This window comes from Amaricoccus macauensis (genome assembly GCF_014201905.1).
Classification (GTDB): domain Bacteria; phylum Pseudomonadota; class Alphaproteobacteria; order Rhodobacterales; family Rhodobacteraceae; genus Amaricoccus; species Amaricoccus macauensis.
The window spans coordinates 94,438-120,499 of sequence record NZ_JACHFM010000002.1 but is presented as its reverse complement, the minus strand read 5'-3'; the positions used below and the strand labels follow the sequence as shown (position 1 = coordinate 120,499).

General features: G+C 67.9%; 27 protein-coding genes and 1 pseudogene. 14 read left to right on the top strand and 14 right to left on the bottom strand.

Features of this window, described 5'->3' with window-relative positions; genetic code table 11:
* Window positions 1-23: 23 nt before the first annotated feature.
* The 10 genes and pseudogenes from HNP73_RS08150 to HNP73_RS08105 all read right to left on the bottom strand — a co-directional run.
* On the bottom strand, window positions 24-1,244 hold the full coding sequence (locus HNP73_RS08150) for a cysteine desulfurase (RefSeq protein ID WP_184148189.1): 1,221 nt from the start codon (window positions 1,242-1,244) through the stop codon (window positions 24-26).
* A complete protein-coding gene (locus HNP73_RS08145) occupies window positions 1,244-1,819 on the bottom strand; it encodes a Yip1 family protein (RefSeq protein WP_184148188.1) in 576 nt (191 codons plus the stop codon). The genes HNP73_RS08150 and HNP73_RS08145 overlap by 1 nt, the downstream gene beginning before the upstream one ends.
* A 27-nt stretch (window positions 1,820-1,846) precedes the next feature.
* Window positions 1,847-2,473 carry a hypothetical protein gene (locus HNP73_RS08140; protein WP_184148187.1) on the bottom strand — a complete coding sequence of 209 codons (627 nt, stop codon included), beginning with the start codon at window positions 2,471-2,473 and terminating at the stop codon, window positions 1,847-1,849.
* A gap of 2 nt (window positions 2,474-2,475) precedes the next feature.
* Complete coding sequence (locus tag HNP73_RS08135; RefSeq protein ID WP_184148186.1) at window positions 2,476-3,762, bottom strand: SufB/SufD family protein; 1,287 nt, start codon at window positions 3,760-3,762, stop codon at window positions 2,476-2,478.
* Window positions 3,762-4,529: a Fe-S cluster assembly ATPase SufC gene (gene sufC / locus HNP73_RS08130; RefSeq protein WP_184148185.1), complete on the bottom strand. Its 768-nt coding sequence runs from the start codon at window positions 4,527-4,529 to the stop codon at window positions 3,762-3,764. The genes HNP73_RS08135 and sufC overlap by 1 nt, the downstream gene beginning before the upstream one ends.
* Window positions 4,530-4,586: 57 nt before the next feature.
* Window positions 4,587-4,802 (bottom strand): hypothetical protein, encoded by a 216-nt coding sequence (locus tag HNP73_RS08125; protein WP_184148184.1) that lies wholly within the window; start codon window positions 4,800-4,802, stop codon window positions 4,587-4,589.
* Window positions 4,792-5,061: a hypothetical protein gene (locus HNP73_RS08120; RefSeq protein ID WP_184148183.1), complete on the bottom strand. Its 270-nt coding sequence runs from the start codon at window positions 5,059-5,061 to the stop codon at window positions 4,792-4,794. The genes HNP73_RS08125 and HNP73_RS08120 overlap by 11 nt, the downstream gene beginning before the upstream one ends.
* Window positions 5,061-6,584: a Fe-S cluster assembly protein SufB gene (sufB, locus tag HNP73_RS08115; protein ID WP_184148182.1), complete on the bottom strand. Its 1,524-nt coding sequence runs from the start codon at window positions 6,582-6,584 to the stop codon at window positions 5,061-5,063. Before sufB ends, HNP73_RS08120 begins: the two co-directional genes overlap by 1 nt.
* Window positions 6,585-6,622: 38 nt before the next feature.
* Window positions 6,623-7,669: an aminotransferase class V-fold PLP-dependent enzyme gene (locus HNP73_RS08110; RefSeq protein WP_184148181.1), complete on the bottom strand. Its 1,047-nt coding sequence runs from the start codon at window positions 7,667-7,669 to the stop codon at window positions 6,623-6,625.
* 95 nt (window positions 7,670-7,764) lie between these two features.
* A pseudogene (locus HNP73_RS08105) lies at window positions 7,765-8,220 on the bottom strand (Rrf2 family transcriptional regulator); the annotation flags it as partial.
* A gap of 164 nt (window positions 8,221-8,384) precedes the next feature.
* Between HNP73_RS08105 and HNP73_RS08100 the strand changes: the two are divergent.
* Window positions 8,385-9,035: an alpha/beta hydrolase gene (locus HNP73_RS08100; protein ID WP_184148179.1), complete on the top strand. Its 651-nt coding sequence runs from the start codon at window positions 8,385-8,387 to the stop codon at window positions 9,033-9,035.
* Here the strand turns inward: HNP73_RS08100 and HNP73_RS08095 are convergent.
* Window positions 9,016-9,915, bottom strand: coding sequence for a helix-turn-helix transcriptional regulator (locus HNP73_RS08095; protein ID WP_184148178.1), 900 nt, complete (start codon window positions 9,913-9,915; stop codon window positions 9,016-9,018). The two genes, HNP73_RS08100 and HNP73_RS08095, sit on opposite strands and share 20 nt — an antisense overlap.
* Before the next feature lie 136 nt (window positions 9,916-10,051).
* On the opposite strand from HNP73_RS08095, the gene HNP73_RS08090 reads away from it, so the two are divergent.
* The 4 genes from HNP73_RS08090 (at window position 10,052) to HNP73_RS08075 (ending at window position 13,362) form a co-directional block, all read left to right on the top strand.
* Window positions 10,052-10,963, top strand: a complete 912-nt coding sequence (locus HNP73_RS08090; RefSeq protein ID WP_184148177.1) for an SMP-30/gluconolactonase/LRE family protein — start codon at window positions 10,052-10,054, stop codon at window positions 10,961-10,963.
* A gap of 132 nt (window positions 10,964-11,095) precedes the next feature.
* A complete protein-coding gene (locus HNP73_RS08085; RefSeq protein WP_221288412.1) occupies window positions 11,096-11,734 on the top strand; it encodes a LysE family translocator in 639 nt (212 codons plus the stop codon).
* A 72-nt stretch (window positions 11,735-11,806) separates the two neighbouring features.
* Window positions 11,807-12,769, top strand: coding sequence for a 2-hydroxyacid dehydrogenase (locus HNP73_RS08080; protein ID WP_184148176.1), 963 nt, complete (start codon window positions 11,807-11,809; stop codon window positions 12,767-12,769).
* A gap of 11 nt (window positions 12,770-12,780) precedes the next feature.
* Complete coding sequence (locus tag HNP73_RS08075) at window positions 12,781-13,362, top strand: DUF4202 domain-containing protein (RefSeq protein WP_184148175.1); 582 nt, start codon at window positions 12,781-12,783, stop codon at window positions 13,360-13,362.
* Between the two features lie 35 nt (window positions 13,363-13,397).
* Here HNP73_RS08075 and HNP73_RS08070 read toward each other — a convergent pair whose 3' ends face one another.
* Window positions 13,398-14,327 carry an IclR family transcriptional regulator domain-containing protein gene (locus tag HNP73_RS08070; protein WP_184148174.1) on the bottom strand — a complete coding sequence of 310 codons (930 nt, stop codon included), beginning with the start codon at window positions 14,325-14,327 and terminating at the stop codon, window positions 13,398-13,400.
* A 392-nt stretch (window positions 14,328-14,719) separates the two neighbouring features.
* On the opposite strand from HNP73_RS08070, the gene HNP73_RS08065 reads away from it, so the two are divergent.
* On the top strand, window positions 14,720-15,970 hold the full coding sequence (locus tag HNP73_RS08065) for a Zn-dependent hydrolase (RefSeq protein ID WP_184148173.1): 1,251 nt from the start codon (window positions 14,720-14,722) through the stop codon (window positions 15,968-15,970).
* A gap of 70 nt (window positions 15,971-16,040) precedes the next feature.
* Window positions 16,041-16,397 (top strand): RidA family protein, encoded by a 357-nt coding sequence (locus tag HNP73_RS08060; RefSeq protein WP_184148172.1) that lies wholly within the window; start codon window positions 16,041-16,043, stop codon window positions 16,395-16,397.
* Window positions 16,398-16,476: 79 nt separating this feature from the next.
* Here the strand turns inward: HNP73_RS08060 and HNP73_RS08055 are convergent, their stop codons facing one another.
* The gene (locus HNP73_RS08055; protein ID WP_221288410.1) at window positions 16,477-17,715 is read right to left on the bottom strand and encodes an NAD(P)/FAD-dependent oxidoreductase; all 1,239 of its coding nucleotides are present in this window, start codon (window positions 17,713-17,715) and stop codon (window positions 16,477-16,479) included.
* 10 nt (window positions 17,716-17,725) lie between these two features.
* Complete coding sequence (gene hydA / locus HNP73_RS08050) at window positions 17,726-19,105, bottom strand: dihydropyrimidinase (RefSeq protein WP_221288408.1); 1,380 nt, start codon at window positions 19,103-19,105, stop codon at window positions 17,726-17,728.
* Window positions 19,106-19,345: 240 nt separating this feature from the next.
* Between hydA and HNP73_RS08045 the strand changes: the two genes are divergently transcribed.
* The 7 genes from HNP73_RS08045 to HNP73_RS08015 all read left to right on the top strand — a co-directional run bounded on the left by HNP73_RS08045 (window position 19,346) and on the right by HNP73_RS08015 (window position 26,062).
* Window positions 19,346-20,263: an IclR family transcriptional regulator gene (locus tag HNP73_RS08045; protein WP_184148170.1), complete on the top strand. Its 918-nt coding sequence runs from the start codon at window positions 19,346-19,348 to the stop codon at window positions 20,261-20,263.
* Between the two features lie 215 nt (window positions 20,264-20,478).
* On the top strand, window positions 20,479-21,684 hold the full coding sequence (locus tag HNP73_RS08040) for an ABC transporter substrate-binding protein (protein ID WP_184148169.1): 1,206 nt from the start codon (window positions 20,479-20,481) through the stop codon (window positions 21,682-21,684).
* Window positions 21,685-21,738: 54 nt separating this feature from the next.
* Window positions 21,739-22,599, top strand: a complete 861-nt coding sequence (locus HNP73_RS08035) for a branched-chain amino acid ABC transporter permease (RefSeq protein ID WP_184148168.1) — start codon at window positions 21,739-21,741, stop codon at window positions 22,597-22,599.
* A 28-nt stretch (window positions 22,600-22,627) separates the two neighbouring features.
* Entirely contained in the window at window positions 22,628-23,605 is a 978-nt protein-coding gene (locus tag HNP73_RS08030) for a branched-chain amino acid ABC transporter permease (RefSeq protein ID WP_184148167.1), read from the top strand.
* Complete coding sequence (locus HNP73_RS08025) at window positions 23,602-24,378, top strand: ABC transporter ATP-binding protein (RefSeq protein ID WP_184148166.1); 777 nt, start codon at window positions 23,602-23,604, stop codon at window positions 24,376-24,378. Before HNP73_RS08030 ends, HNP73_RS08025 begins: the two co-directional genes overlap by 4 nt.
* 2 nt (window positions 24,379-24,380) lie before the next feature.
* Entirely contained in the window at window positions 24,381-25,094 is a 714-nt protein-coding gene (locus HNP73_RS08020; RefSeq protein WP_184148165.1) for an ABC transporter ATP-binding protein, read from the top strand.
* Between the two features lie 32 nt (window positions 25,095-25,126).
* The gene (locus tag HNP73_RS08015) at window positions 25,127-26,062 is read left to right on the top strand and encodes an N-carbamoyl-D-amino-acid hydrolase (RefSeq protein ID WP_184148164.1); all 936 of its coding nucleotides are present in this window, start codon (window positions 25,127-25,129) and stop codon (window positions 26,060-26,062) included.

Sequence of the window (26,062 nt, the reverse complement as noted above, 5' to 3'; positions counted from 1 at the left end):
TTTCCACAGCGTTCACAGCGGGCTCAGGCGAAAAGCTCGTGGCAGGTCTCGAGCGCGCCGACGAGGGCGTCGACCTCGGCCTCGGTGTTGTAGAGCCCGAACGACGCCCGGCAGGTCGCGGTGACGCCGAGCCGCGTCATCAGCGGCTGGGCGCAGTGATGCCCGGCCCTGACCGCCACGCCCTTGCGATCGACGACCGTCGAGATGTCATGCGGGTGCGCCTGCCCGTCCATGGTGAAGGAGAAGATCGCGCCCTTGTTCGGCGCCGTGCCCTGCAGGTTCAGCCAGTTGAGCCCGCCGAGGCGCTCGCTCGCGTAGTCGCGCAGGCGATGCTCGTGGGCGGCAATGTTGTCGAGCCCGAGGCTCTCCATGTACTCGATCGCCACGCCGAGCCCGATCGTCGCCACGATCGCCGGCGTCCCGGCCTCGAACTTCAGCGGCGGGTCGGCGTAGGTGACGCTGTCCTGACGGACCTCGCGGATCATGTCGCCGCCGCCGAGGAACGGCCGCATCTCGGCCCAGCGCTCGGCCTTGGCATAGAGCGCGCCCGAGCCGGTCGGCCCATAGAGCTTGTGCCCGGTGATCGCGAAGAAATCGACGTCGAGATCGACCACGTCGATCGGCATGTGGACCGCCGACTGACTGCCGTCGACCAGCACCGGCACGCCCTTGGCATGGGCACCAGCGGCGATCGCCTTCACGTCCACCACGGTCCCGAGCACATTCGACATGTGGGTGACCGCGACGAGCTTCGTCTTCGGTCCGATCGCGGCAATCACCCGCTCCGGGTCGAGCGAGCCGTCGGGCTCCATGTCCACCCACTTCAGCACCACGCCCTGCCGCTCGCGCAGGAAGTGCCAGGGCACGATGTTGGCGTGATGCTCCATGATGCTGAGCACGATCTCATCGCCGGGCTGAAGCCGCGGCGCCGCCCAGGAATAGCTCACCATGTTGATCGCCATGGTCGAGCCGGAGACGAACACCACCTCCTCCTCGGACTTGGCACCAAGGAAGCGCTGGATGATCGAGCGCGTCGCCTCGTACTTTTCCGTCGCCACGGACGAGAGATAATGCAGGCCGCGGTGCACGTTGGCGTACTCGTCGGAATAGGCCCGGGTCATCGCGTCGATCACCACCTGCGGCTTCTGGGCCGAGGCGCCGTTGTCGAGATAGACGAGCGGGCGCCCGTGCACTTCGCGCGAGAGGATCGGAAAGTCGCGGCGAACCGCGTTCACATCATACATCACGATATCTCCTGCGGCGCGAACCCGAGGATCGCCGCCAGCATCGCCGCCCCGAGCATCAGGACGACGCTGGTCGCCAGCACCCCGGCGAGCACCACCGCGGCATTGCGAAATCCGTGCAGCTCGGCGACGAAACAGGCGAAGGCGTAGAGCACCCAGACGATGCTCATGATCGCCACCGCCGCCGCCATCGCCGGCAGCACCATCAGCGCGACGAGCTGCACCGCCTGCAGCAGCACCATCATTGCATTCAGCCAGACGACGAGCGCGAGCGCGCCCTGCAACCGCCCGGTGCCGCCGAACAGCCGCCCGACGCGCGCCGCGAGAATGACGACCACCACCATGGCCGCGAGCTGCATCAGCGCGCCCGCCAGCGGCGAGGAAAGCACCGTCGCCGACACCTGATCGATCGCCTCGGGCGCCACCCGGAACGCGGCGAAGCCAAGCACCATCCCGATGATGGTGACCAGGACCGCGGCCTGCAGAAGGAACGACATCGACAGATCGAGTGCCAGCACCCGCCGTGCCGCGACGCGCGGACGCAGGAAACTGTCCCTGATCAGTTCACCCCACATCAGCCGCCCCCGATCCATATTCCAAACTCAGATACCACCCGCCACGAGCGCGACAACCGCCGACACCCCGACCACGACGACAAGCATCACCGCAATGACCCTGCTCGTCGCCCGGAACCCCTCGGCCTCCGCGAGGCTCGCCGAAAAGAGCCAGATCCAGCCGGCGAGGCCGGCATAGCCCAGCAGCCCCACGACCGGCAACAGCCCCGGAACCGCATCCACGAGGACGTTGAGAAGCGCCATTCCGAGCGCAATCGGCGTGCCCGCGAGCATCGCCGCGAAGAGTGCCGTTCGGGCCGGCAGGAAACCCGCCGGCGCCCCGAACACCCGTGCCACGAGATGGATGAGCGCCGCGCCCCCGTAGGCCGCGAGCGGCGCCACGGCGATCCAGGCGAAGGCATGCGCCGCCACCGCCGCCACCATCGGCTCGCCGGTTGCCCCGGCAAGCGCCGCCGCTTCCCGCCGCGCGCCGGGCAGGCTCGCGACGAACAGCAGCCCGCAGGCCAGCATCAGGTCGGCAAGCGCCCGGCTCTCGGTCAGCCCTGCCGCCATGCGCTCCGCCATGGCGCGCCGAGGGGCCGCCCAGGTCCGGACGATGCCATCGACGATGCCACGCCGCGCGACGCCGCCCGGGGCTGCGCTTCCTTCAGCCACGCTCACCGCCGCCGGGCAAGCCAGGCTGCGAGACGATCGCGCAACTCGTCCGCGAGACCTTCGTCCTCCACCTCGGCGATGGCCTCGTCGAGGAAGGCGAGGATCAGAAGTTCCTCGGCGGTCTTCTTCGGAATGCCGCGCGAGGTGAGATAGAAGAGCGAGGTCTCGTCCACCGCGCCGGAGGTGGAGCCGTGGCTGCACTTCACGTCGTCGGCGTAGATTTCGAGCTCCGGCTTGGCGAGGAACTGCGCCGCCTCGTCGAGCAACAGCGCCTGGCTGATCTGGTAGCCGTCGGTCTGCTGCGCGACGGGCCGCACCAGGATCTTGCCCTGGAACACGCCCACGGCGCTGCCGCGCAGGACCTTCTTGAAGACCTGCCGGCTCTCGCAGCCCACCGCCGCGTGGGTCACGAAGACCGTGTCGTCGTGGTGGAAATCACCGTCGCCGACGCAGGCGCCCGCCACATGGGCGCTGGCGTTGTCGCCGCGCATCTCGACGAACGCCTCGTTGCGGGTCAGCCGGCCGTTCACCGTGAGGGTAAACGACTTCAGCCGGCTTTCGGTGGCGAGCCGCGCGAAGAGCCCGGTGACCGCCCGCCGCTGATGATCGCGGCCTTGCGTGCGCACGTGGTGGAGCGCCGCGCGGTCGGCGATCTCGACCTCCATCACGGTGTTGAGCCGCGCGGCGCCGGCCGCGCTCTCGAGCACCGTCAGGTCCGCGCCGGCATCGAGCCGGATCACGTGATGGATGAGCGCATCCGCGTCTGCCGCCGCGCGGCGGTAGACGAAGTGGATCGGCCGCGACGCGACACCGGTCACCCGGATCGCGCAGCCCTCGACGGCCCGCGCGGTGTTGAGCGCCGCCAGCGGCCGCTCCACCGGCACCTGTCCGGCAGCCTCGATCTGGCCGAAGATGTCGCGCACCCAGTGGATGTCCGCCGCCAGCGCCTCGCGCAGCGGGACGATCTCGACACCGGCGATCTCGAGCGGAGTCGATGCCTCCGGCGAGAAGACGCCGTCGACGAAGACCAGACGATGCGTCTCGCGGGTCTGGAAGACCGGCACCTCATCGGTGGCGAGCAGCGCCGCCTCCGGCGCCGGCTCCACGGTGAGCGACGTGGGATCGGTGTAGCGCCAGTATTCGTCGCGCCGGGCCGGCGCGCCGCGCTCGCGCAGCCAGCGCTCGGCCTGCGAGCGAGCCGCACGCGCCCATTGCGCCTCGCCGGCAGGTTCGGGCCACGCCGCGAGGAGCCCCCCGGCGGCGTCGAGCTTCAGAGCAGGAACCGCCATCACGCCACCCGCTCGCCCGCGGACTTCAGGATGTCGGCATAGCCGTTGTTCTCGACCTCGAGCGCCAGCTCGGGCCCGCCGGAATGAACGATGCGCCCGTCCGCCATGATGTGCACCACGTCCGGCACGATGTGATCGAGCAGCCGCTGATAGTGGGTGATCACGAGGAACGCCCGATCCGGCGAGCGCAGGGCGTTGACGCCGGCCGAGACCAGCTTCATCGCGTCCACATCGAGACCGGAGTCGGTCTCGTCGAGGATGCACATGCGCGGCTCGAGAACCGCCATCTGCAGGATCTCGTTGCGCTTCTTCTCACCGCCGGAAAAGCCGACGTTCACGGGGCGCTTCAGCATCTCCGCGTCGATGTCGAGGGCCTTGGCCTTCGCGCGCACGATCTTCAGGAACTCGGCCGCATTCAGCTCTTCCTCGCCGCGCGCCTTGCGCTGCGCGTTGAGCGCGGTCCGCAGGAACGTCAGGTTGCCGACGCCCGGGATCTCGACCGGGTACTGGAACGCAAGGAACAACCCCGCGGCCGCGCGCTCCTCAGGCTCCAGCCCGAGCAGCTCCTCGCCGTCGAGCGTCGCGGTGCCAGCCGTCACCTCATAGCCGTCACGCCCGGACAGCACGTAGGAGAGCGTCGACTTGCCCGAGCCGTTCGGCCCCATGATCGCGTGCACTTCACCGGCCGGAACCTCGAGGTCCACTCCCTTGAGGATGACCTTGTCCTCTTCCTCAAGCTGCACATGGAGGTTCGAAATCTTCAGCATCTCAGTCCTTCCAGAAGTCACTGGCCAGAATTCAGCCCGGAACTCACCGGGCGGAACTCACTGGCCGCGTGCGCGCATGCCGGCGTTCCACAACCCCGCCGGCAGCGTCAGCACGATGAAAAGCAGAATTGCCACCAGGTTTGGCAGCGGCATCATCCAGCCGAGGACCAGCGTGGCGGTGAACGGCATCATGATCAAAGCGCCGATCACCTGCTCCTCCGCCGATTGCCGGATGCCGGATGCCAGGTCAGTCAACGCGCCATCAATCCGCATGCGAAACTCCATTGTCCTTCAGGTATGAACCCGCGCGAACCGGCTCGTCCCGAGCCCGCCACCCGGCATTCCATACCGCCGCGGTGATCTCGAGCACGATCGTAAAGAGCACGAGCATCAGCAGCGGCGGCCAGCCGAGGTGGTAGAGCATGATCACCGGCACCGAGACGAAGGGCGCCATCACAAGCGCCCCGATCAACAGCTCTTCCGTCGATTGCAGGCTCCCGCGCCGCATGTCGTCGTCGAAAGCCCGCAACATCACCCGACGCTCCCCTCAAGACTGATTGCCACGAGCTTCTGTGCCTCGATGGCGAACTCCATCGGCAGCGCCTGCAGCACCTCGCGGCAGAAGCCGTTGACGACGAGCGCCACCGCCTCTTCCTCGTCCATGCCGCGCTGGCGGCAATAGAACAGCTGATCCTCGTCCACCTTCGACGTGGTCGCCTCGTGCTCCACCCGGCTCGAGTTGTTCTTGCACTCGATGTAGGGAACCGTGTGCGCCCCGCAGTTCCCGCCGATCAGCAGGCTGTCGCACTGGGTGTAGTTCCGGCTGCCCGACGCCTTCGGGTGCACGCTGACGAGCCCGCGATAGGTGTTCTGCGCCTCGCCGGCGCTGATCCCCTTCGAGACGATCCGGCTCCGGGTGTTCTTGCCCAGATGGTGCATCTTGGTGCCGGTGTCGGCCTGCTGGCGGTTGTTGGCGATGGCGATCGAGTAGAACTCGCCCGACGACGCCTCGCCGCGCAGGATGCAGGACGGGTACTTCCAGGTGATCGCCGAGCCGGTCTCGACCTGCGTCCACATGACCTTCGCCCGCGCCTCGCGGCAGTCCGCGCGCTTGGTGACGAAGTTGTAGATGCCGCCCACGCCGTTCTCGTCGCCCGGATACCAGTTCTGGACGGTGGAATACTTCACCTCCGCGTCCTCGAGCACGACGATCTCGACCACCGCCGCGTGCAGCTGGTTCGTGTCGCGCTGCGGCGCGGTGCAGCCTTCGAGGTAGCTCACATACGAGCCCTTGTCGGCGATGATGAGCGTGCGCTCGAACTGGCCGGTGTTCTCCGCATTGATGCGGAAATAGGTCGAGAGCTCCATGGGGCAGCGCACGCCGGGCGGCACGTAGACGAACGAGCCGTCCGAGAACACGGCCGAGTTCAGTGTCGCATAGAAGTTGTCGCTGTAAGGCACGACAGTGCCGAGATATTTCCTCACGAGCTCCGGGTGATCGCGCACCGCCTCGGACATCGAGCAGAAGATGACGCCCGCCTTCGACAGCTCTTCCTTGAAGGTCGTGCCCACCGACACGGAGTCAAAGACCGCGTCCACCGCGACCTTGCGGCCCTCGACGGGCGCGCCGTCGGCGCCCTCGACGCCGGCGAGGATCATCTGCTCCTTGAGCGGGATCCCGAGCTTCTCGTAGGTCGCGAGCAGCACCGGATCGACCTCGTCGAGCGACTTCGGCCGCACCGACATGCTCTTCGGCCGCGCATAGTAGTACTGATCCTGGAAGTCGATCTCCGGATAGCGGAGCATCGCCCAGCTCGGCTCCTCCATCTGGAGCCAGCGCCGGTAGGACTTGAGACGCCACTCGGTGAGCCACTCCGGCTCGCCGTTCTTCTCCGAGATCAGCCGAACGATGTCCTCGTTCAGGCCCTTCGGCGCATACTCCGTCTCGACGTCGCTGGAGAAGCCATACTTGTAGCGCTCGCCAACCGAGCGGACGGTATCCACCGTCTCCTGATCGACGCCCTCACGGGCGGTGCTGTCGTCCAAAGCAGCCATTGCCTTGCGGTCCTTCCTTCTCTCACTTCCGCCGGCCGTCAGGCGGCGCGCGCGCGGAAGCGGCGATAGTGACGTTCCCAGGCGGCCGCGAACGCGAGGAGTCCCTCCCGCGTCGTTCCCGGCCCGATCGAGACCCGAATGGCGCTCGTCGCCACCTCGGGGCCAAAACCCATTGCGGTCAGCAGCCCGCTCGGACGGACCTTGCCGCTCGAGCACGCAGACCCGGCAGAGACCGCAAATCCGCTCAGGTCCATCTGCATGACCTGCGTCTCGCCAGTCCAGCCGGGCACCGCGAAGGCGCTGGTGTTGCCGAGCCGCAGCGCCCCCTTGCCGAAGAAGATAAGCTCCGGCGCCGCGGATGCCAGTGCCTCCTCAAGCAAATCGCGCAGCTCCGCAAGCTCCTGATAGCGGCCAGACGCAAGATCGCGCGCCGCCGCCTCCGCCGCGGCGCCCATCCCGGCGATGCCGAGAATGTTCTCCGTCCCGCCGCGCCGGCCCCGTTCCTGTCCGCCGCCCCTGAGCCGCGGGGCCGGATCCTCGCCCGGCGCCAGCAGAAGCGCGCCCGTGCCCTTCGGCCCGCCGAACTTCGCCGATGTCACGAGCGCGGCCTGCGCCCCGCTCCAGTCGAAGCCGAACGCGATCTTGCCCACCGCCTGACTCGCATCGACACAGGCGAGGCCCCGGGGCAGGTCCTGCACCACGCCGGTCTCGCCGTTCGCCGCCTGCAGCACCGAGCCCGCGGGATCGTCCGGCGTCACGAGTCCCTCGCGATCGACCGGCAGGGTCGTCTCGATCCACGCCGCGACGCAAGGATGCTCCACCGCCGCGCCCGTCAGCCCCCGGCCGGCCAGGGCCAGCGCCGCCGCCTCGGTCGCGCCGGAGGTAAAGACCACCTCGCCCGCGTGGCAGCCGGTCGCCTCGGCGACCTGCGCGCGCGCCGTCTCGATGATCGCGCGCGCCGCGCGCCCCTCCGCATGGACCGACGACGGATTGCCGACCGCGTCCATCGCCGCGATCATCGCGGCGCGGGCCTCCGCCCGGAGGGGAGCGGTCGCGTTCCAGTCGAGATAGAGCCGATCGGTCACGAGGCCGGCACCTCGGTCGCCGCACCGCCCTGCACCGCAGCGCCCTGAACCGCACTGCCGACCACCTCAGGCACAGGAGGACCGTCCACGACGCCGTCATCCACCACGTCGATGAAGCTCGGCACCGCCGGACAAGGGGCAAGCTGGTTCTTCACCACATCGCCGAGCCGGGTCTGGTGCAGCATGACGTAGACGTTCGCCGAGAGCTGTTCCCAGAGCTTGTCGGCGAGAAGCTGTTCCCTGGTGCCCCCGGTCGCGCCGCTGGCGCCGGCGCCACGGGCAAGCGCATCCATGGTCTCGTCGACGGCGGCGAGGATCTCCGACACCCGGATCTCGTTCACCGGCCGCGCGAGGCGATAGCCGCCGCCCGGCCCGCGCACCGATTCAACGATCTCGGCGCGGCGCAGCTTCACGAACAGCTGTTCGAGATAGGCGAGGCTGATGTCCTGCCGCTCGGCGATCTCCGAGAGCGACACCAGCCGCGCCGGACCCTGGCTCGCGAGATCGGTGAGCGCGATCATTGCGTAGCGCCCCTTGGTACTCAGTTTCATCCGTATGCCCTCGCGAACTCCGCCGCCCGCAGTTGACGCAAGGCCGGCAAGACCTTAACTGCGGACCGTTCCGGGATTGCCGCCACTCGAAAGTTAGAATCCTTCTAGAATGGCCAAGTGATTCCGTCAAGTTCGCGTGGCTTGTACGTCAGGAGGTCCTTCCCATGCCCGAGGTGATTTTTCCCGGCCCCGACGGGCGGCTGGAAGGCCGGTATCATCCCCAGAAGAACCGGGATGCTCCGATCGCAATCATCCTGCACCCCCACCCGCTCTATGGGGGCACGATGAACAACAAGGTCGTCTATAATCTTCACTACGCCTTCCACAAGATCGGCTTCACCTGCCTGCGCTTCAACTTCCGTGGCGTGGGCCGCAGTCAGGGTGAGTACGATCAGGGGATCGGCGAGTTGTCTGACGCCGCCTCGGCGCTCGACTATCTGCAGTCACTGAATGCCAACGCCAAGAATTGCTGGGTCGCGGGCTTCTCGTTCGGTGCCTGGATCGGCATGCAGCTCCTGATGCGCCGCCCGGAGATCTCGGGGTTCGTCTCGGTCGCGCCGCCGGCGAACCAGTACGACTTTTCGTTCCTCGCCCCCTGCCCGTCGTCCGGCCTCATCATCAATGGCTCGGCAGACCGGGTGGTCCCGCCGGCGGACGTCGTTGGCCTCACCGACAAGCTGAAGCAGCAGAAGGGCATCACCATCACCCACAAGGTGGTGGAGGGCGCCGGGCACTTCTTCGACCCCGGCATGGACGAGATGATCGGGACGGTCGACAGCTACGTCCGCCAGCGCCTCACCGAGACGACCCGCTGACCGCGGCAAGCGGCGCCCCGGCGCCGCTGTCGGCAGTTTCGCTGGGATTCGCCCCGAAGACCGACCGATACGCCCGGGCGAAATGCGCCCGGGACGCATAGCCGACCGCGAGCCCCGCCACCTGTGAGCTCGCACCTGCGGCGATATGCCGCTGTGCCGCAACCATCCGCGCGCGCCGCAGCAACGCGGAGAACGACACGCCGTCGTCGGCCAGCCGCCGGCGCAGGGTCGACTCCGAAACCGCGAGATGCACTGCCACCTCCGCCGCCGTCCAGCCGTGCCCGAGATCGCCCTGCACCAGACGCGCCACACGGTCGGACATGGTGCGCTCGTAGAGCGGGCGCGCCTCCGGCACGTCATGCAGCAACGCCAGCAGTTCGGTCAGCCGCGACGCGCGCAACGTGCCGTGCGCCGGACCGTCGGCGATCGACGCCGCCGCGTGCAGCACCGCATCGACCAGATCCTCGTCGAGCGGCACGGAAAGCCCGCCCGCGACCGGCCCCGGCGGCGGCGCGAGGTCGGGCAGGTCCGAGCCACGGATCTCGAGCACCAGCGACTGGTAACTCCCGGTGCGCTCGCCGGGGATGTTCAGGACGTCGAGCATCACGCCGCGCGGCAGCACGAACACCGACCCGGGCGACAGCGCGTCCACGGTCAGACCGCGCCAGATCTCCTTCCGGCCCGACAGCACGATCCCGAGGATCGGATGCTCCAGCTCGATCGCCAGCAGCCGCTCCCGGCGGAGCGCGCAATAGGAGAACATCGATTCGCCGTGCGGGATGGTCCCCGACCCCGTCGAGGCGCGAAACCGGCCGAGCCCCCGCAGCAGGCGGAAGGACGGATGCCCGGCGTCGGAAATGTATTCTGCGGTCTCTGCCATGGCGCACACCCTAGCGCGCTCGTCCCGCGTCGCTGAAGCGCAGGCTGACCGGAACGGGTTCACCTTTGCGCGACACGGGACCGGCCGGGCGGCTCCGATCGGGCAAGACGAGAGCATCGTCCCAAAGGAGTTCTCCATGAACCGGACCCTGACCCTGATCGCCTTCCTCGCCGCCCTGCCCGTGTCCGTGTCCGGGGGCGTGGCCGTGGCCGCGGCCCCTCCGGCGCCCCGGACCGTCACCGGGTTCGACAACCCCGAAAGCGTCCTTGTCGCCGGGAACAACCGCTTCGTCTCGAACATCGGCGCCACCCTCGATCCGACCGGCAAGGACGGCGACGGCACCATCAGCGAGCTCGACGCAAACGGCCGCGTGCTCGACGCCCGGGCCTTCCCCGGCGCCGGCAGCCATCTCGACGCGCCGAAGGGCATGGCGATGGCGGGCGGGCGGCTCTACGTCGCCGACATCGACCGGGTGGTGGGATTTGACCTCGCGACCCGCGCGCAGGTCTTCGAAGCTCGCCTGCCCACCACTGGCCCGACGCTCGCGAACGACCTCGCGCCAGTCGACGAGCGCCACCTCCTCGTCAGCGAGACGATCGGCGGCGGCGTCTGGGAACTCGACCTCGCCACCGGCGCCTTCACGCAGCTGACCGGAGCGGTGCCGGGCGCGAACGGCATCCTCTACGACCCTTCCAGCCGCAGCGCGCTCGTCGTCGGCCTCGGCGCGCACTTCGAGGGCGGCGACATCTTCCACGTCGGCCTCGACGGCAGCACCGAGCGGGTGACCACGAGCCCGCACGGCATCTTCGACGGCATCGCCCGCCTGCCAGATGGCAGCGTCCTCGTCTCCGACTGGGTCGCGATCGACCCGCCATCCCCCGGCCGCTTCCTGCGCCTCGCCCCCGACGGGTCCGGTCCCGGCGAGGCGTTCGATCCCGGCGTGGCGATCACCGGGCCGGCCGACTTCGGCGTCGATTCCACGGGGGCGATCTGGATCCCCGCATCCCCGGAGAACGCGGTTGTGGTGGTGAGCGGCGCCCGCGAATGAGGATCCGAACGGCGCCGCGGAAGCGGCGCCGCGAATGAGGATCGGGACGGCGCCGCGGAAGCGGCGCCGTCGGCCGCGGCGCACAGCAGGTCATCCGCGTCGCTTGACGAGTTCTCGCGCGCGGATGCATCAATGCGCCCAGCCATGTTTCTCGACCTGCCCACCCTCGCAGCCTTCACCGCCGCCGTGCTGGTCATCGCCATCACGCCCGGCCCCGACATGGCCTTCTTCGTCGGCCGCGCCGTCTCGCAGGGCCGCGCCGCCGGGCTCGCCGCCGTCGCAGGCGCTACGACCGGCATCCTCGTGCACACCACCCTCGTGGCGCTCGGCCTCTCGGCGCTCATCGCCGCCGCCCCGACCGCCTATCTGGTGGTGAAGATCGCCGGCGCGCTCTATCTGGCATGGCTCGCGATCCAGACCCTCCGTCAGGGCTCCACCCTCGCCGTCGAGCGCTCGAGCGAGGCGTCTCTCGCCGCGACCTGGGCCTCCGGCGTCGCGATCAACCTGCTCAATCCGAAGATCGTGCTCTTCTTCCTGACCTTCCTGCCGCAGTTCGTCAGCCCCACTGACCCGCACCCGGCGCGCAGCCTCCTGACCCTCGGCCTCCTCTTCATCTTCATCGCGAGCTTCGTCACCGTTCCGATGGTGCTGGCCGCCGACCGCTTCGCCGCGACCCTCCGGGCGAGGCCCTCGATCGCGCGCGCCATCGACTGGATGCTCGCGAGCGTCTTTCTCGCCTTCGCCGCGACAATTCTGCTCGGCCGCCGCTGAAGTTCCGCCGCCGGCTTGCCCCTGCCCCCCGCCGTCGATAGCGTTCGGCAACCCGGCAGGAGACCCCCCGCAATGTCCCGTCCCCGCATCCACGTCACCCGCCAACTGCCCGAGGCGGTCGAGGCCCGCCTTGCGGAGCGCTTCGAGATCAACGAGCCCGGCGACGAGACCGCGCACACCCGCGCCGGGCTCGAAGCCGCGATGTGCGAGGCCGACGGCCTGCTGCCCTGCGTCACCGATGCGATCGACGCGAGCCTTCTCGCGCTGCCCGGTCGCCGGGTGCAGATCGTCGCGAACTTCGGCGTCGGCGTGAACAACATCGACGTGGCCGCCGCCGAAGCGGCGGGCGTCATCGTCACCAACACGCCCGACGTGCTGACCGACGCCACCGCCGATCTGGCCATGGCGCTCGTCCTCGCCGCCACCCGCCGGATGTCCGAGACCGAGGCGATCCTGCGGCGCGGCGACTGGCACGGCTTCAGCCCCACGGGCTGGCTCGGGATGGGGCTGCAGGGCAAGACCCTCGGCATTCTTGGCATGGGCCGGATCGGCCAGGCGACTGCCCGGCGCGCAGCACTCGGCTTCGGGATGCGCATCGCCTACTTCAACCGCTCTCCCGTCGGGCCGTTCGACTTCCCCGCTGAGGCCTGCGACAGCATCGAGGCGCTGCTGGCGGTCTCCGACGTGGTCTCGCTCCACGTCCCCGGCGGCGGCCCGCAGCCCCTGACCGCCGAGCGGATCGCGCGCATGAAGCCCGGCGCCTATCTGGTGAACACCGCGCGCGGTGACGTGGTGGACGAGACGGCCCTCGCCGAAGCCCTCGCGTCAGGCCGCCTCGCCGGCGCCGGCCTCGACGTCTTCGCGAAGGAACCGAGCGTGCCGGACGCGCTGCTGGCGCTCCCGAACGTCACGCTGCTGCCGCACATCGGCTCCGCGACCCTCGAAACCCGCACCGCGATGGGGATGCTCGCCGTCGACAACCTCATGGCGCACTTCGACGGCGCGCCGCTGCCGTCGCGGGTTCGCAGCCGCTGACCGGAGCCACCATGCCAGACACCACGCCGAACCCGCGCCTCGCCACCGTCCTTGCCGCGATCGACGCGGCGAATGCCGCCGATCCGCACAAGGAGCCTGACGGGCGCGCCGTGGAACTCGTCTACGGCGAGCGCATGTCGACGGAGCTCGCACGCCTCGCGCCCGACGCCTCGGAAGATCTGCAGATCGCCGCGCGCGGCCAGCACGTCGAGCGCTGGAAGCTGGCGCGGGACGCCTATCCCGAGGGGCGCGCGGGCTATCTCGCCTGGCGCACCGAACAGGCCCGCCGCCATGCCGCGCGGGTCGATGGCCTCATGGCCGACGCCGGCTACCCGGAAGCCGACCGCGCCCGGGTGGCGGCGCTGCTGCGCAAGGAAGGCATCAAGCGCAACCCGGAAATGCAGACGCTGGAGGACGTCATCTGCTTCGTCTTCCTGCGCTGGTACTTCGCCGACTTCGCCGCGAAGCACCCGGAGGACGAGATCGTCCGCATCGTGGCGAAGACCGCGCGAAAGATGTCGCCGGAGGCGCGCTCCCGCGCCCTCGCCGAGTTCGATCTGCCTCCGCCGCTTGCCGAAGCCCTCGCCGGGTAGCACGCCCCCGGCGCGACGGCCTCAGGACATCGGTCTCAGGACAACGGCGCCGCGAGCGTCGCGGTGTGGATCCGGGTGAGCGCGTCGCGCAGGCTCTCGGCAATGCGCTCCTCGTCGAAGCCCTTGTCGGTCGAGAGGAACGAGAAGCTCGCCACGTAGGAAATCTTGCCGTTGCGATCGAAGATCGGCGCGGCGATCGCGGTCATTCCGTCAGTGAACTCGCCATGGCTGACCGCGTAGCCGCGCTGCCGAGTCCGCTCGACCTCGGCGCGGATTTCCGCGAGATCGACCATGGTCCGGCTCGTGTAGAGGTGCGGCCGCCAGCTCGCCAGATAGGCCTCCGACTCCGCCGCATCGCCCCACGCCAGCATGACCCGCTGGTGCGCCACCGCATCGCTCGGGAAGCGGTGGCCGGCCCGGTAGTAGACCTGCAGGAAGCTCCGGCTGCGGAACGTGTCGATGACGACGAACGAGCGATCGGCGAGCGGCTGGGCCAGCACGCAGGGCACGCCGAGCTCGTCCACGAGCGCAGTGAGCACGCCCCGGATGGTCTCCAGCGCCGGCGAACTCAGCAGTGAGGAAAGGTCCGACAGCGCGCTCGGTTGCAGGGCGTAGATCTTCCGGCGATCGTCGAAGCTCACCCAGTCGAAGTAGACCAGCGTCCGCAGGATCGAGTGACAATGGCTCTTGGTGATGCCAAGTGCGCGGGAAATGTCGGCAAGCGTCTGGGCTTCGGGAGCGCGACTGTTGAGAAACGACACGACCAGAAGCGAGTTCGCCAGCGCCGGCACGACCCCTTGGGGAAACTCGCGCTTGCCCGCCGATGCCGGCGCGGGATCGGCGGTCAGGAGATCAGCGCGGGACTTTCCGGCGGGCGCCCGCAACATGATCTCGCGCATGGCGTTGGTACGCTCGTTCTCGCGGATATGCTCGATGAGGCTCGGCTTTCGGTCAGTTGACGCCACTCTATGAATTCTCCCACATGACACTCGTACCGACGAAAAAATCGCCCGCCGGATCGGCGAGGCACCTTACCGGCGGCGGCTACGGCTTTTCAACCCGCGGACGTTCCGACCAACCGGCAACTGCCGGCGCGGGAGAATCGGGACGACCCACTCACATTTCCACTTGGCATCTATCATACTCCATGCAGTATGCATATACTCGATACAGTACGAAGGACGCAATGCGCGCATTCTCCAAGGCACCGCTCTCTCGGTGCCGTCCCCCTCGGGACGGACCGGGCAACCCTGCGGCAGCGGCCGCGCCGCCCGTTCGGGTGCGGACCGGCCGCTGCGCCGCCGCGACGTAGTGCGCCCCCGATCCGCCCCCTTTCCCCAAGCAGACTGGACTCGACATGAACGTACTGACCTCCTCGCGCATCGCCATCGATCCCGCCTATGTCGAGCGCCTGATCATGGAAACGGCGGCCTTCGGCGCCTACGGCGAGACCGGTGTCTGGCGCACCGTCTATTCCCCCGAGTGGGTCGGCGCGACCGACCTCTATGCGAAGTGGTGCGAGGAGGCGGGCCTTGCCGTCACCCGCGACGCGGTCGGCAATGTCTGGGGCCGCCTTGAAGGCAGCGAGGGCGGCAAGTCGATCGTCTCGGGCTCCCACATCGACACCCAGCGCCCCGGCGGCCGCTATGACGGCACGCTCGGCGCGCTGGCCGGTCTCATTGCCATCAAGGCGCTGAAGGAACAGTTCGGCCAGCCGAAGCGCACGCTCGAAGCTCTCTCGCTCTGCGAGGAGGAAGGCAGCCGCTTTCCCGGCACCAACTTCTGGGGCTCGCGCGGCATCACCGGCCGCATCGCGCCCGGCGACGCCGAGGCGTTGAAAGGCTACGATGACGAGACCATGGCCGACGCGATGCTCGCGATCGGCCTCGACCCCGCCCGCATCCCCGAGGCGAAGCGCGACGACATCGACGCCTTCATCGAGCTTCACATCGAGCAGGGACCGATCCTCGAGCAGGCTGACCTCCCGGTCGCCATCGTCGATGCGATCACCGGCATCCGCCACTACGACGTGCTGCTGACCGGCGTGCAGAACCACGCGGGCGGCTTCCCGATGGACCTGCGCAACGACCCGGCCGCGGGTTTCGCCGAGATCGCCTCGGGCGTCATCAACACCGCCCACCGCATGGGCCGGCCGGCTGTCACCACCGTTGGCCGCATCGTGCCGTGGCCGAACCTCCCCGCCGTCATCCCGCGGGAGGTGCGCTTCACCATCGACGCGCGCCACCCGAACCCGGAGAAGCGCCGGGAACTCTACGCCGCCCACGAAGGGCTGATGCGCGAGGTCGCGGCGCGCCGCGGACTTGGCGTGAGCTGGGAGCACCACGTCGAGCACGAACCCTGCCTCTCCGATCCGGGCCTCGTGAAGACATTCCAGCAGGCGGCGCGGGAACAGGGCGTCCCCTTCATGACCATGCCGAGCGGCGCCGGCCACGACAGCCAGCAGATGGCGGCGATCGCCAGGGTCTGCATGATCTTCATCCGCTCCAAGGACGGGCGCAGCCACACGCCGGAAGAGTTCTCGTCGATGGAGGACATCGTCGAGGGCATTCGCGTCCTCGCCGCCGGCCTGCACGCACTGGCGTACTGACCCCCGCGACGGTTCTGCCTCGCGCGCGGCAGAACCGTCGCCAATGATCTGACCAGAAAGGAAAACACCGATGATCACACGTATTCAGCCCGGCACCCGGCTCTCCCACGCCGTGACCTTCCCGCTCTCCGGCACCCTCGTCATGACCGCGGGCGAAGTCGCCAACGACACGTCCGGCGACATCACGGCGCAGACGAAGGACGTGCTCGCCAAGATCGACGCGCTTCTCGCCGAGGCCGGGACCGACAAGACCGCGCTCCTGAGCGCCTACATCTGGCTGCCCGACATCGGCGACTTCGCGGCGATGAACGCGGTCTGGGATGCGTGGCTTCCGGCCGGCGGCGCCCCCGTGCGCGCCTGTGTCGAGGCAAGGCTCGCCGACCCGAAGCTCAAGGTCGAGATCCAGGTCACCGCGCTCAAGGCATAGGGCGGACAAGCATCGGGGGCAACCGTTTCCCGGCCGCCCCCGATGCGCCTTCAGACATCGGCGGAAGATCCGCCCCGCTTCAGAACCGGTTGGCCGCGAACGGGCGCGGATCGACGTAAGGCGTCTCGCCCGAGACGAGCTCGGCGACGAGCCGCCCGGTCGCCGGCCCGAGCGTCAGCCCCTGGTGGCCATGGCCGAACGCGAACCAGAGGCCCGGGTGATTTGCCGCCGGTCCGATCACCGGCAGCATGTCCGCGGTGCAGGGACGGCTGCCGAGCCACGGCGCGGCGTCGAGCCGCTCGCCGAGCGGAAAGAGCCGCCGCGCCACCGCCTCGGCCCGCGCCAGCTGCACCGGGGTCGCCGGCGCCTCCTGAAGCGCAAGCTCCGCACCGGTGGTGAGCCGGATCCCTGCCCGCATCGGCGCGATGAGATAGCCGGTTTCAAGATCGGCAACCCAGTTGTTGAGCGGCCGTTTCGCATCCATCGCATAGTGCATGTGATAGCCGCGCTTCACGAACAGCGGCAGGCGATAGCCGAGCCGGCGGGTGATTGCCGCCGACCACGGCCCGGCGGCAATCACCACCTGCTCCGTGCTCCGGGTCGCACCGGAAACCGCGACCTGCCAGCCCGGCCCCTTGCGCGTCATCTTCCCGACCTCGCCCCGCTCCACCGTCCCGCCCGCGGCGGCGAAGGCCTCCGCGTAGGCAACGACAAGCGCCGCCGGATCGCGAACGGTCCAGGTGTCGTTCCAGTGGATCGCACCGGCCATGCGCTCGGTCAGGTGCGGCTCGATCCGCGCCAGATCCCCACCGTCGAGAATCCGGCTCTCGACCCCATAGTCCCGGGCGTTCGCCTCCGCGCGCGCAACCCCCGCCGCGAGAGTGCGCGGGTCGCGGTAAGCGTCGAGCCAGCCGTCGCGGCGGATGAGATCGTCCGCCCCCGCCATCGCGACCAGTCGGCCGTGCTCCTCGAGACTGTGTGCGATCAGCGACGCATAGGCCCGGGTGATCCGGCGATGGCGCGGCGGCGACGAGTTCCACCAGTAGCGCGCCAGCGCCCCGGCCGTCTGCGGCAAGGCGCCAACATGATAGCTGATATCGGCACCGCGCCGGAGGAACGCCGCGAGAAGCTTCCCCGGCTCACGCGGGAACGCATACGGCTGCACCGCCTCGCGCTGGATGATGCCCGCGTTCCCGAATGACGTGCCGTGGCCGGGCTGGCCACGGTCGACCAGCAGCACCTCGTGCCCGCGCATCCTGAGATGCAGCGCGATCGAGACCCCGACCGCGCCGGCGCCGATGACGATGATGTCAGACAAGCTCAGTCCCTCAGGCGCGGGAGACGTAGCGGTCGCGGCGGAGGAATTGCCCCTCGCCCGGCGTGCCCACATACTCGCGATCACGCACGATCTGCTTGCCCCGCAGCAGCACGTGACGCGGGATGCCACGAACCTCGCGCCCCTCGTAGGAGGAATAGTCCATCGCGTTGTGCATCTCGGACTGGGTGATGGTGAACTCCGCCTCCGGATCCCAGATCACGATGTCCGCGTCGGATCCGACGGCGATCGTCCCCTTCTTCGGGAACATGCCGAAGACCTTCGCCGGCCGCGTCGCCACCAGATCGACGAACTCCGTCGGCGTCAGCCGGCCTGCGTTCACCCCCTGCCACACCATCATCAGCCGCTCCTCGACACCGGGCGCGCCGTTCGGGATCTTGCGGAAGTCGTCCTTGCCCTTGTCCTTGTGGCCCTTGAAGAGCCACGAGCAATGGTCCGACGACACCGTCTCGAACACCCGGTTGGCGAGCCCGTCCCAGAGCAGTTCCTGATCCTCCTTCGTGCGCGCCGGCGGGGTGAAGACGTACTTCGCCCCTTCGAAGTTCGGGCGGTCAAGGTCATCCTTGGTCAGGTAGAGGTACTGCGTGCAGGTCTCGGCCAGCGCATCGACGCCGCGCCGCTTGGCCCGCATCAGCTCGTCGAGCGCCTCGCCGCAGGTCAGGTGCACGATGTAGATCGAGGTTCCCACGATTTCCGCCAGCGCGATGGCCCGGGCAGTCGCCTCGGCCTCGATCCGCGGCGGCCGGCTCAGCGCGTGGTAGTAGGGAGAGGTGTTGCCCTCGGCCACGAACTTGTCCCGCAGATAGTCGGCCGCGTCGCCGTTCTCGGCATGGACCATGACGAGCGCGCCATGCCGCTTGGCCTGATCGAGCGACTTCAGCAGCGTCACGTCGTCGACCATGCTCATGCCGCGATAGGCCATGAAGATCTTGAACGAGGTGATGCCCCGATCCGGCAGGGTGCCGAGCTCCTCGAAGACCGCGTCGTTCATGTCGACGATGATCATGTGGTAGCCGTAGTCGATCGCGACCTTGCCCTCGGCCTTGGAGTCCCAGTGCGCGATGGCGTCGGCGAGGCTCTCACCCCTGCCCTGCGCACAGAAGTCGACGACCGTCGTGGTGCCGCCGCAGGCCGCCGCGATCGTCCCCGTTCCGAAATCGTCCGCCGAGCGCGTGCTGAAGTCGTTCGAATCGAGATGGGTGTGAACATCGACACCGCCCGGCATCACGTAGCAGCCGGTGGCGTCGAGCGTCGGTGCATCCTCGGGCATGCTGCCGCCGATCTGCACGACCACCCCGCCGGCAATGCCGACGTCAGTCTGCGAAATCCCGCTTGCCGTCACCACTGTGCCATTCCGGACGACGAGGTCCATGAGCCCCTCCCTCTCTTGATTGTCGGAGAAGCGGCGGACGCCTCCGGCGCACGCGTCACGTGTCCCGTGACCGGCATTCGGCAGCCGCCAGCTTTTCGTACTATATACAGTCCATCGTTCTACTGAAGGATTGATCGACGGATCGAGATCGGTCAAGAGGGTTGTTCTGACCGGGCGCGAAATGCGCCGGATTGACAAGAACGTCGCGGACAGCATTGGCTGTCGGACGGGGGATCGAGCATGGAAGAAGACGAGCGAACGAACTTGGGCATCCCCGGGGACTATCGCTCCCACCTGTCTCGGGACGGCGACCGCTGGCAACTCATCGCGCATGACCATCACCTGCCACGCACCGAATCACCCGGTATCGTCCCCGCTCTCGAGAACGCCATCGCGATCCTCGACTACATCAACCGCACGCCACCGCACGTCGCATCGCTCGCCGAGATCGGCGCGGCGCTCGGGATCTCCAAGAGCCACTGCCACAACATCCTGAAGACGCTTTCCCACTTCGGCTGGCTCAAGTTCGACCAGCGGCTCAAGACCTATGAGCTCGCCTCCGGAATCCTCGCGGTCGCCTCGTCGCTGCACGCGGCGCCGGTTCTGGAGCGGATCCGGGCCGAACTGACGCAGCTGGTGCTGCGAATCGGGATTCCGGCGGTGCTGGTGCAGCCGCAGCTCGATGAGAGCTTCATCGTGGTGGACAAGTTCAACCTGGCCTCCGCCATGGAGGTGTCCCTCCCGATCGGGCACCATTACCCCCGGGACTCCACCGCTACATCAAGGGCTTACATCGCCTGGCAGTCGAAGGAGAAGATCGACGCCTGGATGGAGAAGTGGCGCCCGGTGCGCTATACGCCCGCCACCCTTTTGACAGGGGCGGAGGTGCGCCGCGAGATCGCTGCGACGAGGCGGCGCGGCTACGCCCGCAGCGCCGGCGAGTTCACCGAGGGCCTGATGGCGCTTGGAATGCCGATCTTCGACCGGAGCGGCGAGGTGATCTACGTGTTCACGTGCTCCGGTCTCCTCGCCAACATGCTGCCGCGTGAGGAGGTTCTCTCGCGCGAGATCATGCGAGCGGCCGCGGCGATCAACACCGCCGTTCTCGCCCACGCCCCGCCGGATTTTCCCGCACTTCCCGCCACATCCCCGCTCTGAGCTGACGTTTTACGGCCGGCGGCCGGACGCGGATTGCGCGCGTGCGCCCGCCACCCGAACAATTGAGCAATTCTTTACCGTATGCCCTGCGCGTGGCGATTGACATGTTGCCTGGCCTTTCCATAGCATCGTTCCCCATCGAGCATAGCGTTTCGTATGCGGAACAATTGATGCGGGACCGAACGATGGCCCGCACATCAGGGGAGAGAAGCAACATGGTGATCGCAAGCCGCCGTACATTGCTGAAGGGGGCCGGGGCGCTCGCCCTCGCCGGGGCGATCGGAGCTCCGGCCCGGGTCCGCGCCGAGGGCAAGGTCCTCAAGATCGGCCAGCTCGGCGTCATGAGCGGACCGGAAGCCTCGTGGGGGCTGGTCAACAAGTTCTCCTGCCTCGCCACCGCGGAAATGTGGAACGCAAAGGGCGGCGTCGAGATCGACGGCGAGCTCTACCGGGTGGAAATCGTCTCGGTCGATGACCGCAACGACCCGAAGCTCACGGTCTCGGGCGCCGAGCGCCTGACCGGCGAGGAGGGCATCCACTACTTCGTCGGCCCGAACATGGACACGACGGCCACGTCCGTCCGTCCGATCGCAGAGAAGAACAAGGCGATCTACATCCCCTACGCGTTCGCCCGCACGGTCTACACACCGCCGGCCGAGAACGCGATCCTCGGCATGATCGCGAGCTACCAGGTGGCTCCCGTCATGTACAAGATCCTCAAGGAGGAGCGCGGCGTCGGCAAGGTCGCCTTCCTCGCCCGCAACGACTCCGACGGCCTGCTCCAGCGCGACGAGGCGTCGAAGGTCGCGAAGAACCTCGGGCTCGAGATCATTTCCAGCGACACCTACGAGCCGTCGATCACCGACTTCTTCCCCGTCGTCGCCAACGCGGTCTCGGCTAGCCCCGATCTCATCATCATGTCGTCGGTGGCGCCGGCGCATTGCCCGCAGCTCATGCGCGCGGCGCGCGAAATGGGCTACACCGGCCTCTTTGCAGCGGAATCCGCTCAGGATATCAAGATCATCAAGGAAGTTGCCGGCGAATACGGCGACGGCCTCGTCTCGATCGGCGGCGCCTCGACGCCCGAGATCCGCTCGGCCTACATGGAAGACTTCATCGAGAAGTACAACGCCGTCGCCGGCGAGTGGAACGACGAGGCGGGCACCAAGGCCTATGCGCTCGAGATGCTGCTCGGAACGCTGCAGAAGACCGGCGCAGCCGGCATCAGCGACATCGAGATCTTCAAGAAGGCCATCCCGGACTTCTCCATGAAGAACCCCTTCCTCAAGGAAGAGGCCGCACTCACCTACGTCGGCATGGCCGACTTCGGGCAGAAGCGGCAGATCGGCGTACCGATGGTCATCACCGAGACCAAGGGCGGCGAGTTCACCACCCTCGCGATCGGCAAGGTCGAGTCCTGACCTCTGCCACGGACGGGCGACTGACGCCCGTCCGCTCCTGCCCAAGAGGACCTCATGGAACAGATTCTGGTAAACGGCGCTATCCTTGCCGCGAACTACGCGCTGATTGCGCTCGGCATTACACTGATCTTCAGCATCATGAACGTCCTGAACTTTGCCCACGGGCAAATGTTCATGCTGGGCGGTCTTCTCGTCTACTGGCTCGTGGTGCAGATCGGCCTGCCCTACGCCGCCGCACTCATTGGCGCGACGATCATCGTCGGGGTGATCGGGATGGCCTTCGAGGTCTTCTTCTTCCGACAGGTCATGCGCAACTCCACCCGTGAGGAGAACACCATGCTCCTCGCCGTCGGAACCGCGCTCCTGCTCGAGAACGCGGCGCTCTCGCTCTTCGGCGAGAAGCAGCGCGGCGTCCCGCCGATCGTCTCGGGTGTCTACAAGCTCGGCGACGCCTTCCTGCCGGCGAACCGCGCCTTCGTCTTCGGCGTCTCGGTCGTGCTCATCGTGGCGGTGCTGCTCTTCGTCAACTACTCCCGGACCGGCCGCGCGATGCGCGCGCTCGCGCAGGATCGCACCGCGACACTGCTGATGGGCGTGAACACCGCCCGGGTCTCGACGCTCGGCTTCGGCCTCGGCGCAGCACTCGCGGCGGTGGCCGGCGGGCTCCTCATCACCGTCTCGGGGGTAAACGCGGGCGTCGGCACGGCGATCTCCACCAAGGCCTTCATCATGATCATGATCGGCGGCGCCGGCGTCGTCTCGGGCGCGCTCCTCGGCGCCGTCGCCCTCGGGTTCATCGAGGCATTCGGCTACGCCTACCTGCCCGGCTCGCTCACCTATCTCATGATCTTCGTCGCGCTCATCATCTTCCTGCTCATCCGTCCGCAGGGGATCATGGGCAAGCCCTGGGGCTGACCCCGCGATGACCACGGAGAACCCCAATATGGCCACAGCCACAGATCCCGCCCCGACACGGGGCGAGAAGCGGGTCCTCGGACCCTTCCTTCTCATCTTCGCACCGCTCGCGGCCGTCCTCTTCGTCGCGATCCCGTTCGTACTCGCAGACATGCCGTACTGGCTGAACGTCGTCACCAACGCCTGCCTGCTCTCCTTCGCGAGCCTCGGCGTCTGGCTCACGTTCTCGATCGGCCGGGTGAACATCGCCCAGGGCGCATTCTGCCTGATCGGCGGCTACACCGTCGGCGGGCTCACCACCTTCGGCGGGCTCTCCTTCTGGCTGGCGCTGCCGTTCGGCGGAGCGGCCGCCGCGCTCGTCGGGTACATCATCGGCTACCCGCTGCTCCGGCTCCGGGGCATCTACTTCGCCATGGTGACGCTCAGCCTGACCGAGGCCGTCCGGCTCGCGTTTCTCTACTTCGGCACGATGGTCGGTGTGACCAGCATCACCAGCATCCCGAGTCCGCCGGGCATTACCTCGCCCATGGCGTTCTACCTCTTCGCCGCCGCGCTGCTCATCCTCGGCTACGCGGGCATCTGGCGGCTGCAATCGAGCCGGACCGGCGGCGTCTTCCGCTCCATGCGGCAGAACGAGGAGCTCGCGGCATCGATCGGCATCGACGTGGCACGCTACCGGGTGTTCGCCTTCACCATCTGCTGCTTCATGGGCGGCATCGCCGGCGGGATCTTCGCGGCGCTCCAGCAGAACGTCTACCCGCAGAGCTACACCGTCGCGGACTCGATCAACTTCATGCTCTACTGCTTCCTCGGCGGCCTCGAGTTCGTGCTCGGCCCGATCGTCGGCACTTTCGCTCTCGTCGTTTCGTTCGAGCTGCTCCGCGCGATCCAGGAATATCAGGCCCTGCTCTACGGCATCCTGATGATCGTGGTGATGCTCTTCCTGCCGAACGGGCTCCTGAGCTTCTTCCCGGCGCTGAAACGCCTGTCGGGAGGCCGCAAATGACCCTCCTGCAAGTCGACGGCGTCACCAAGCAGTTCGGCGGCCTGACCGCGGTCAACAACGTGAGCTTCTCGGTCGAGGAAGGGCAGATCTGCTCGGTCATCGGCCCGAACGGCGCGGGAAAGTCGACGCTCTTCAAGCTCATCTCGTCCTTCCTCGTCCCCACCTCGGGACAGGTCCGCTTCGACGGCGCGCAGGTCAGCGGCCTCAAGCCGCACGTCGCGGCGCGGATGGGGGTCGTGCGGACCTTTCAGGAGACCACCGTCTTCAAGGAGATGACTGCGCTCGAGAACGTCATCGTGGCGCATCAGCTCGGATTGCAGTCGCGCACCCTCGGCGTCTTCCTCGGTTCGCGTCTCGCGCGGGACGAGAACGCCGCGATCCGGGACAGCTCCTCGGAGATCCTCGACTATCTCGGCCTCGGCCACGTCAAGGACGAGCGGGCGGTCAACCTGCCTCACGGCTATCTCCGCGCCCTCGGGATCGCGATCGCCATGGCGGCGAAACCGCGGCTCCTGCTGCTCGACGAGCCCTTCGCCGGCATGAACCCCGACGAGACCAACCGGGCAATGGAGATGGTGCAGGGCATCCGCCGGCGCGGCATCACCGTGCTCCTCGTGGAGCACGACATGCGCGCGGTGATGAACATCTCCGACTGGATCGTCGTCATCTCCTTCGGCTCGAAGATCGCGGAAGGGAAGCCCGAGGCGATCCGCGCCGACGAAGCGGTCATCGCCGCCTACCTCGGCGAGGACGATCTGGAGTTGGGGCATTGAACATGCGTTACTTCGAAGCCCGCGACCTCTCGGTCTCCTACGACAAGGTTGCAGCACTCCACGGTGTCTCGATCGGCTTCAATCAGGGTCAGATCGTCTCGCTCATCGGCGCGAACGGCGCCGGCAAGTCGACGACGCTGCGCGCCATCACCGGCCTGAAGCGGGCCTCCAAAGGTGAGATCTGGTTCGAGGGCGAGCGCATCGACCAGGTACCGCCCGAAAAGCTGGTGAGCCGCGGCATCGCCATGGTGCCAGAGGGACGCCGGGTCTTTCCGCACATGAGCGTGCGGGACAACCTGCTCATGGGCGCCCACACCCGCAAGGACAAGGCGGCCATCGCCTCGGACCTCGAGCGCATCCTCAACCGCTTCCCGCGCCTGCGCGAGCGGCTCCGGCAGAACGCCGGCACGCTCTCGGGCGGCGAGCAGGAGATGCTCGTCATCGGCCGCGCCCTGATGACCCGGCCGAAGCTCCTGCTGCTCGACGAGCCCTCGCTCGGCCTCGCCCCGCTCGTGGTGCGCGACATCGCGAGGCTGATCCTCGAGATCAACCGGGAAGAGGGCGTGAGCGTGATCCTCGTCGAGCAGAACTCGCGGATGGCGCTCAGGATCAGCCAGTACGGCTATGTGCTTGAAACCGGCCGCATCGGCCTCGAAGGCGCCTCGGCCGAGCTTCTCGACAATGCCCACGTGCGGGCGCTGTACCTCGGCGGCTGACCCCCGCCGTTCTTCACCGAAGGGACTGAACGATGACCAGGAAAATCAATCTCGCCGTGGCCCAGCTCGGGCCGATCGCCCGGGCCGAGACCCGCGAGCAGGTCGTGAAGCGGCTGATCGCGATGCTGAAGGAAGCGGCCGGCCGCGGCTCGACCTTCGTAGTCTTCCCCGAGCTTGCGCTGACCACCTTCTTCCCGCGCTGGTACTTCGAGGATCAGGCGGAAATCGACACCTGGTTCGAGACCGAGATGCCGAACGCCGCGACCCGCCCGCTCTTCGCCGCGGCGGCCGAGCTCGGTGTCGGCTTCAACCTCGGCTATGCCGAACTCGTCGAGGAAGACGGCCGCATCCGTCACTTCAACACCTCGATCGTGGTCGACACCACCGGCAAGATCGTCGGCAAGTACCGCAAGATCCACCTGCCGGGACATTCCGAGTACGAAGCCTACCGGCCGTGGCAGCACCTCGAGAAGCGTTACTTCGAGCCCGGCAACCTCGGCTTTCCGGTCTACGAGGTCGATGGCGCCAAGGTCGGCATGTTCATCTGCAACGACCGCCGCTGGCCCGAGACGTGGCGCGTCATGGGCCTGCAGGGCGCGGAGATCATCTGCGGCGGCTACAACACCCCGACCCACAACCCCCCGGTGCCGCAGCACGACCACCTGAACTCGTTCCACCACCTGCTCTCGATGCAGGCCGGCTCCTACCAGAATGGGGCATGGGGGCTCGCGTCGGGCAAGGTCGGCATGGAAGAGGGCTCGATGCTGCTCGGCCACTCCGTCATCTGCGCCCCGACCGGCGAAATCGTGGCGATGTCCTCGACGCTCGAGGACGAAGTGATCGCCGCGGTCTGCGATCTCGACGCCTGCCGCGCCATCCGCGAGCAGATGTTCAACTTCAAGCTCCACCGCCAGCCGCAGAACTACACGCTGATTTCCGAGGTCGCGTCCGAGCCGGTTCCGGCCTGA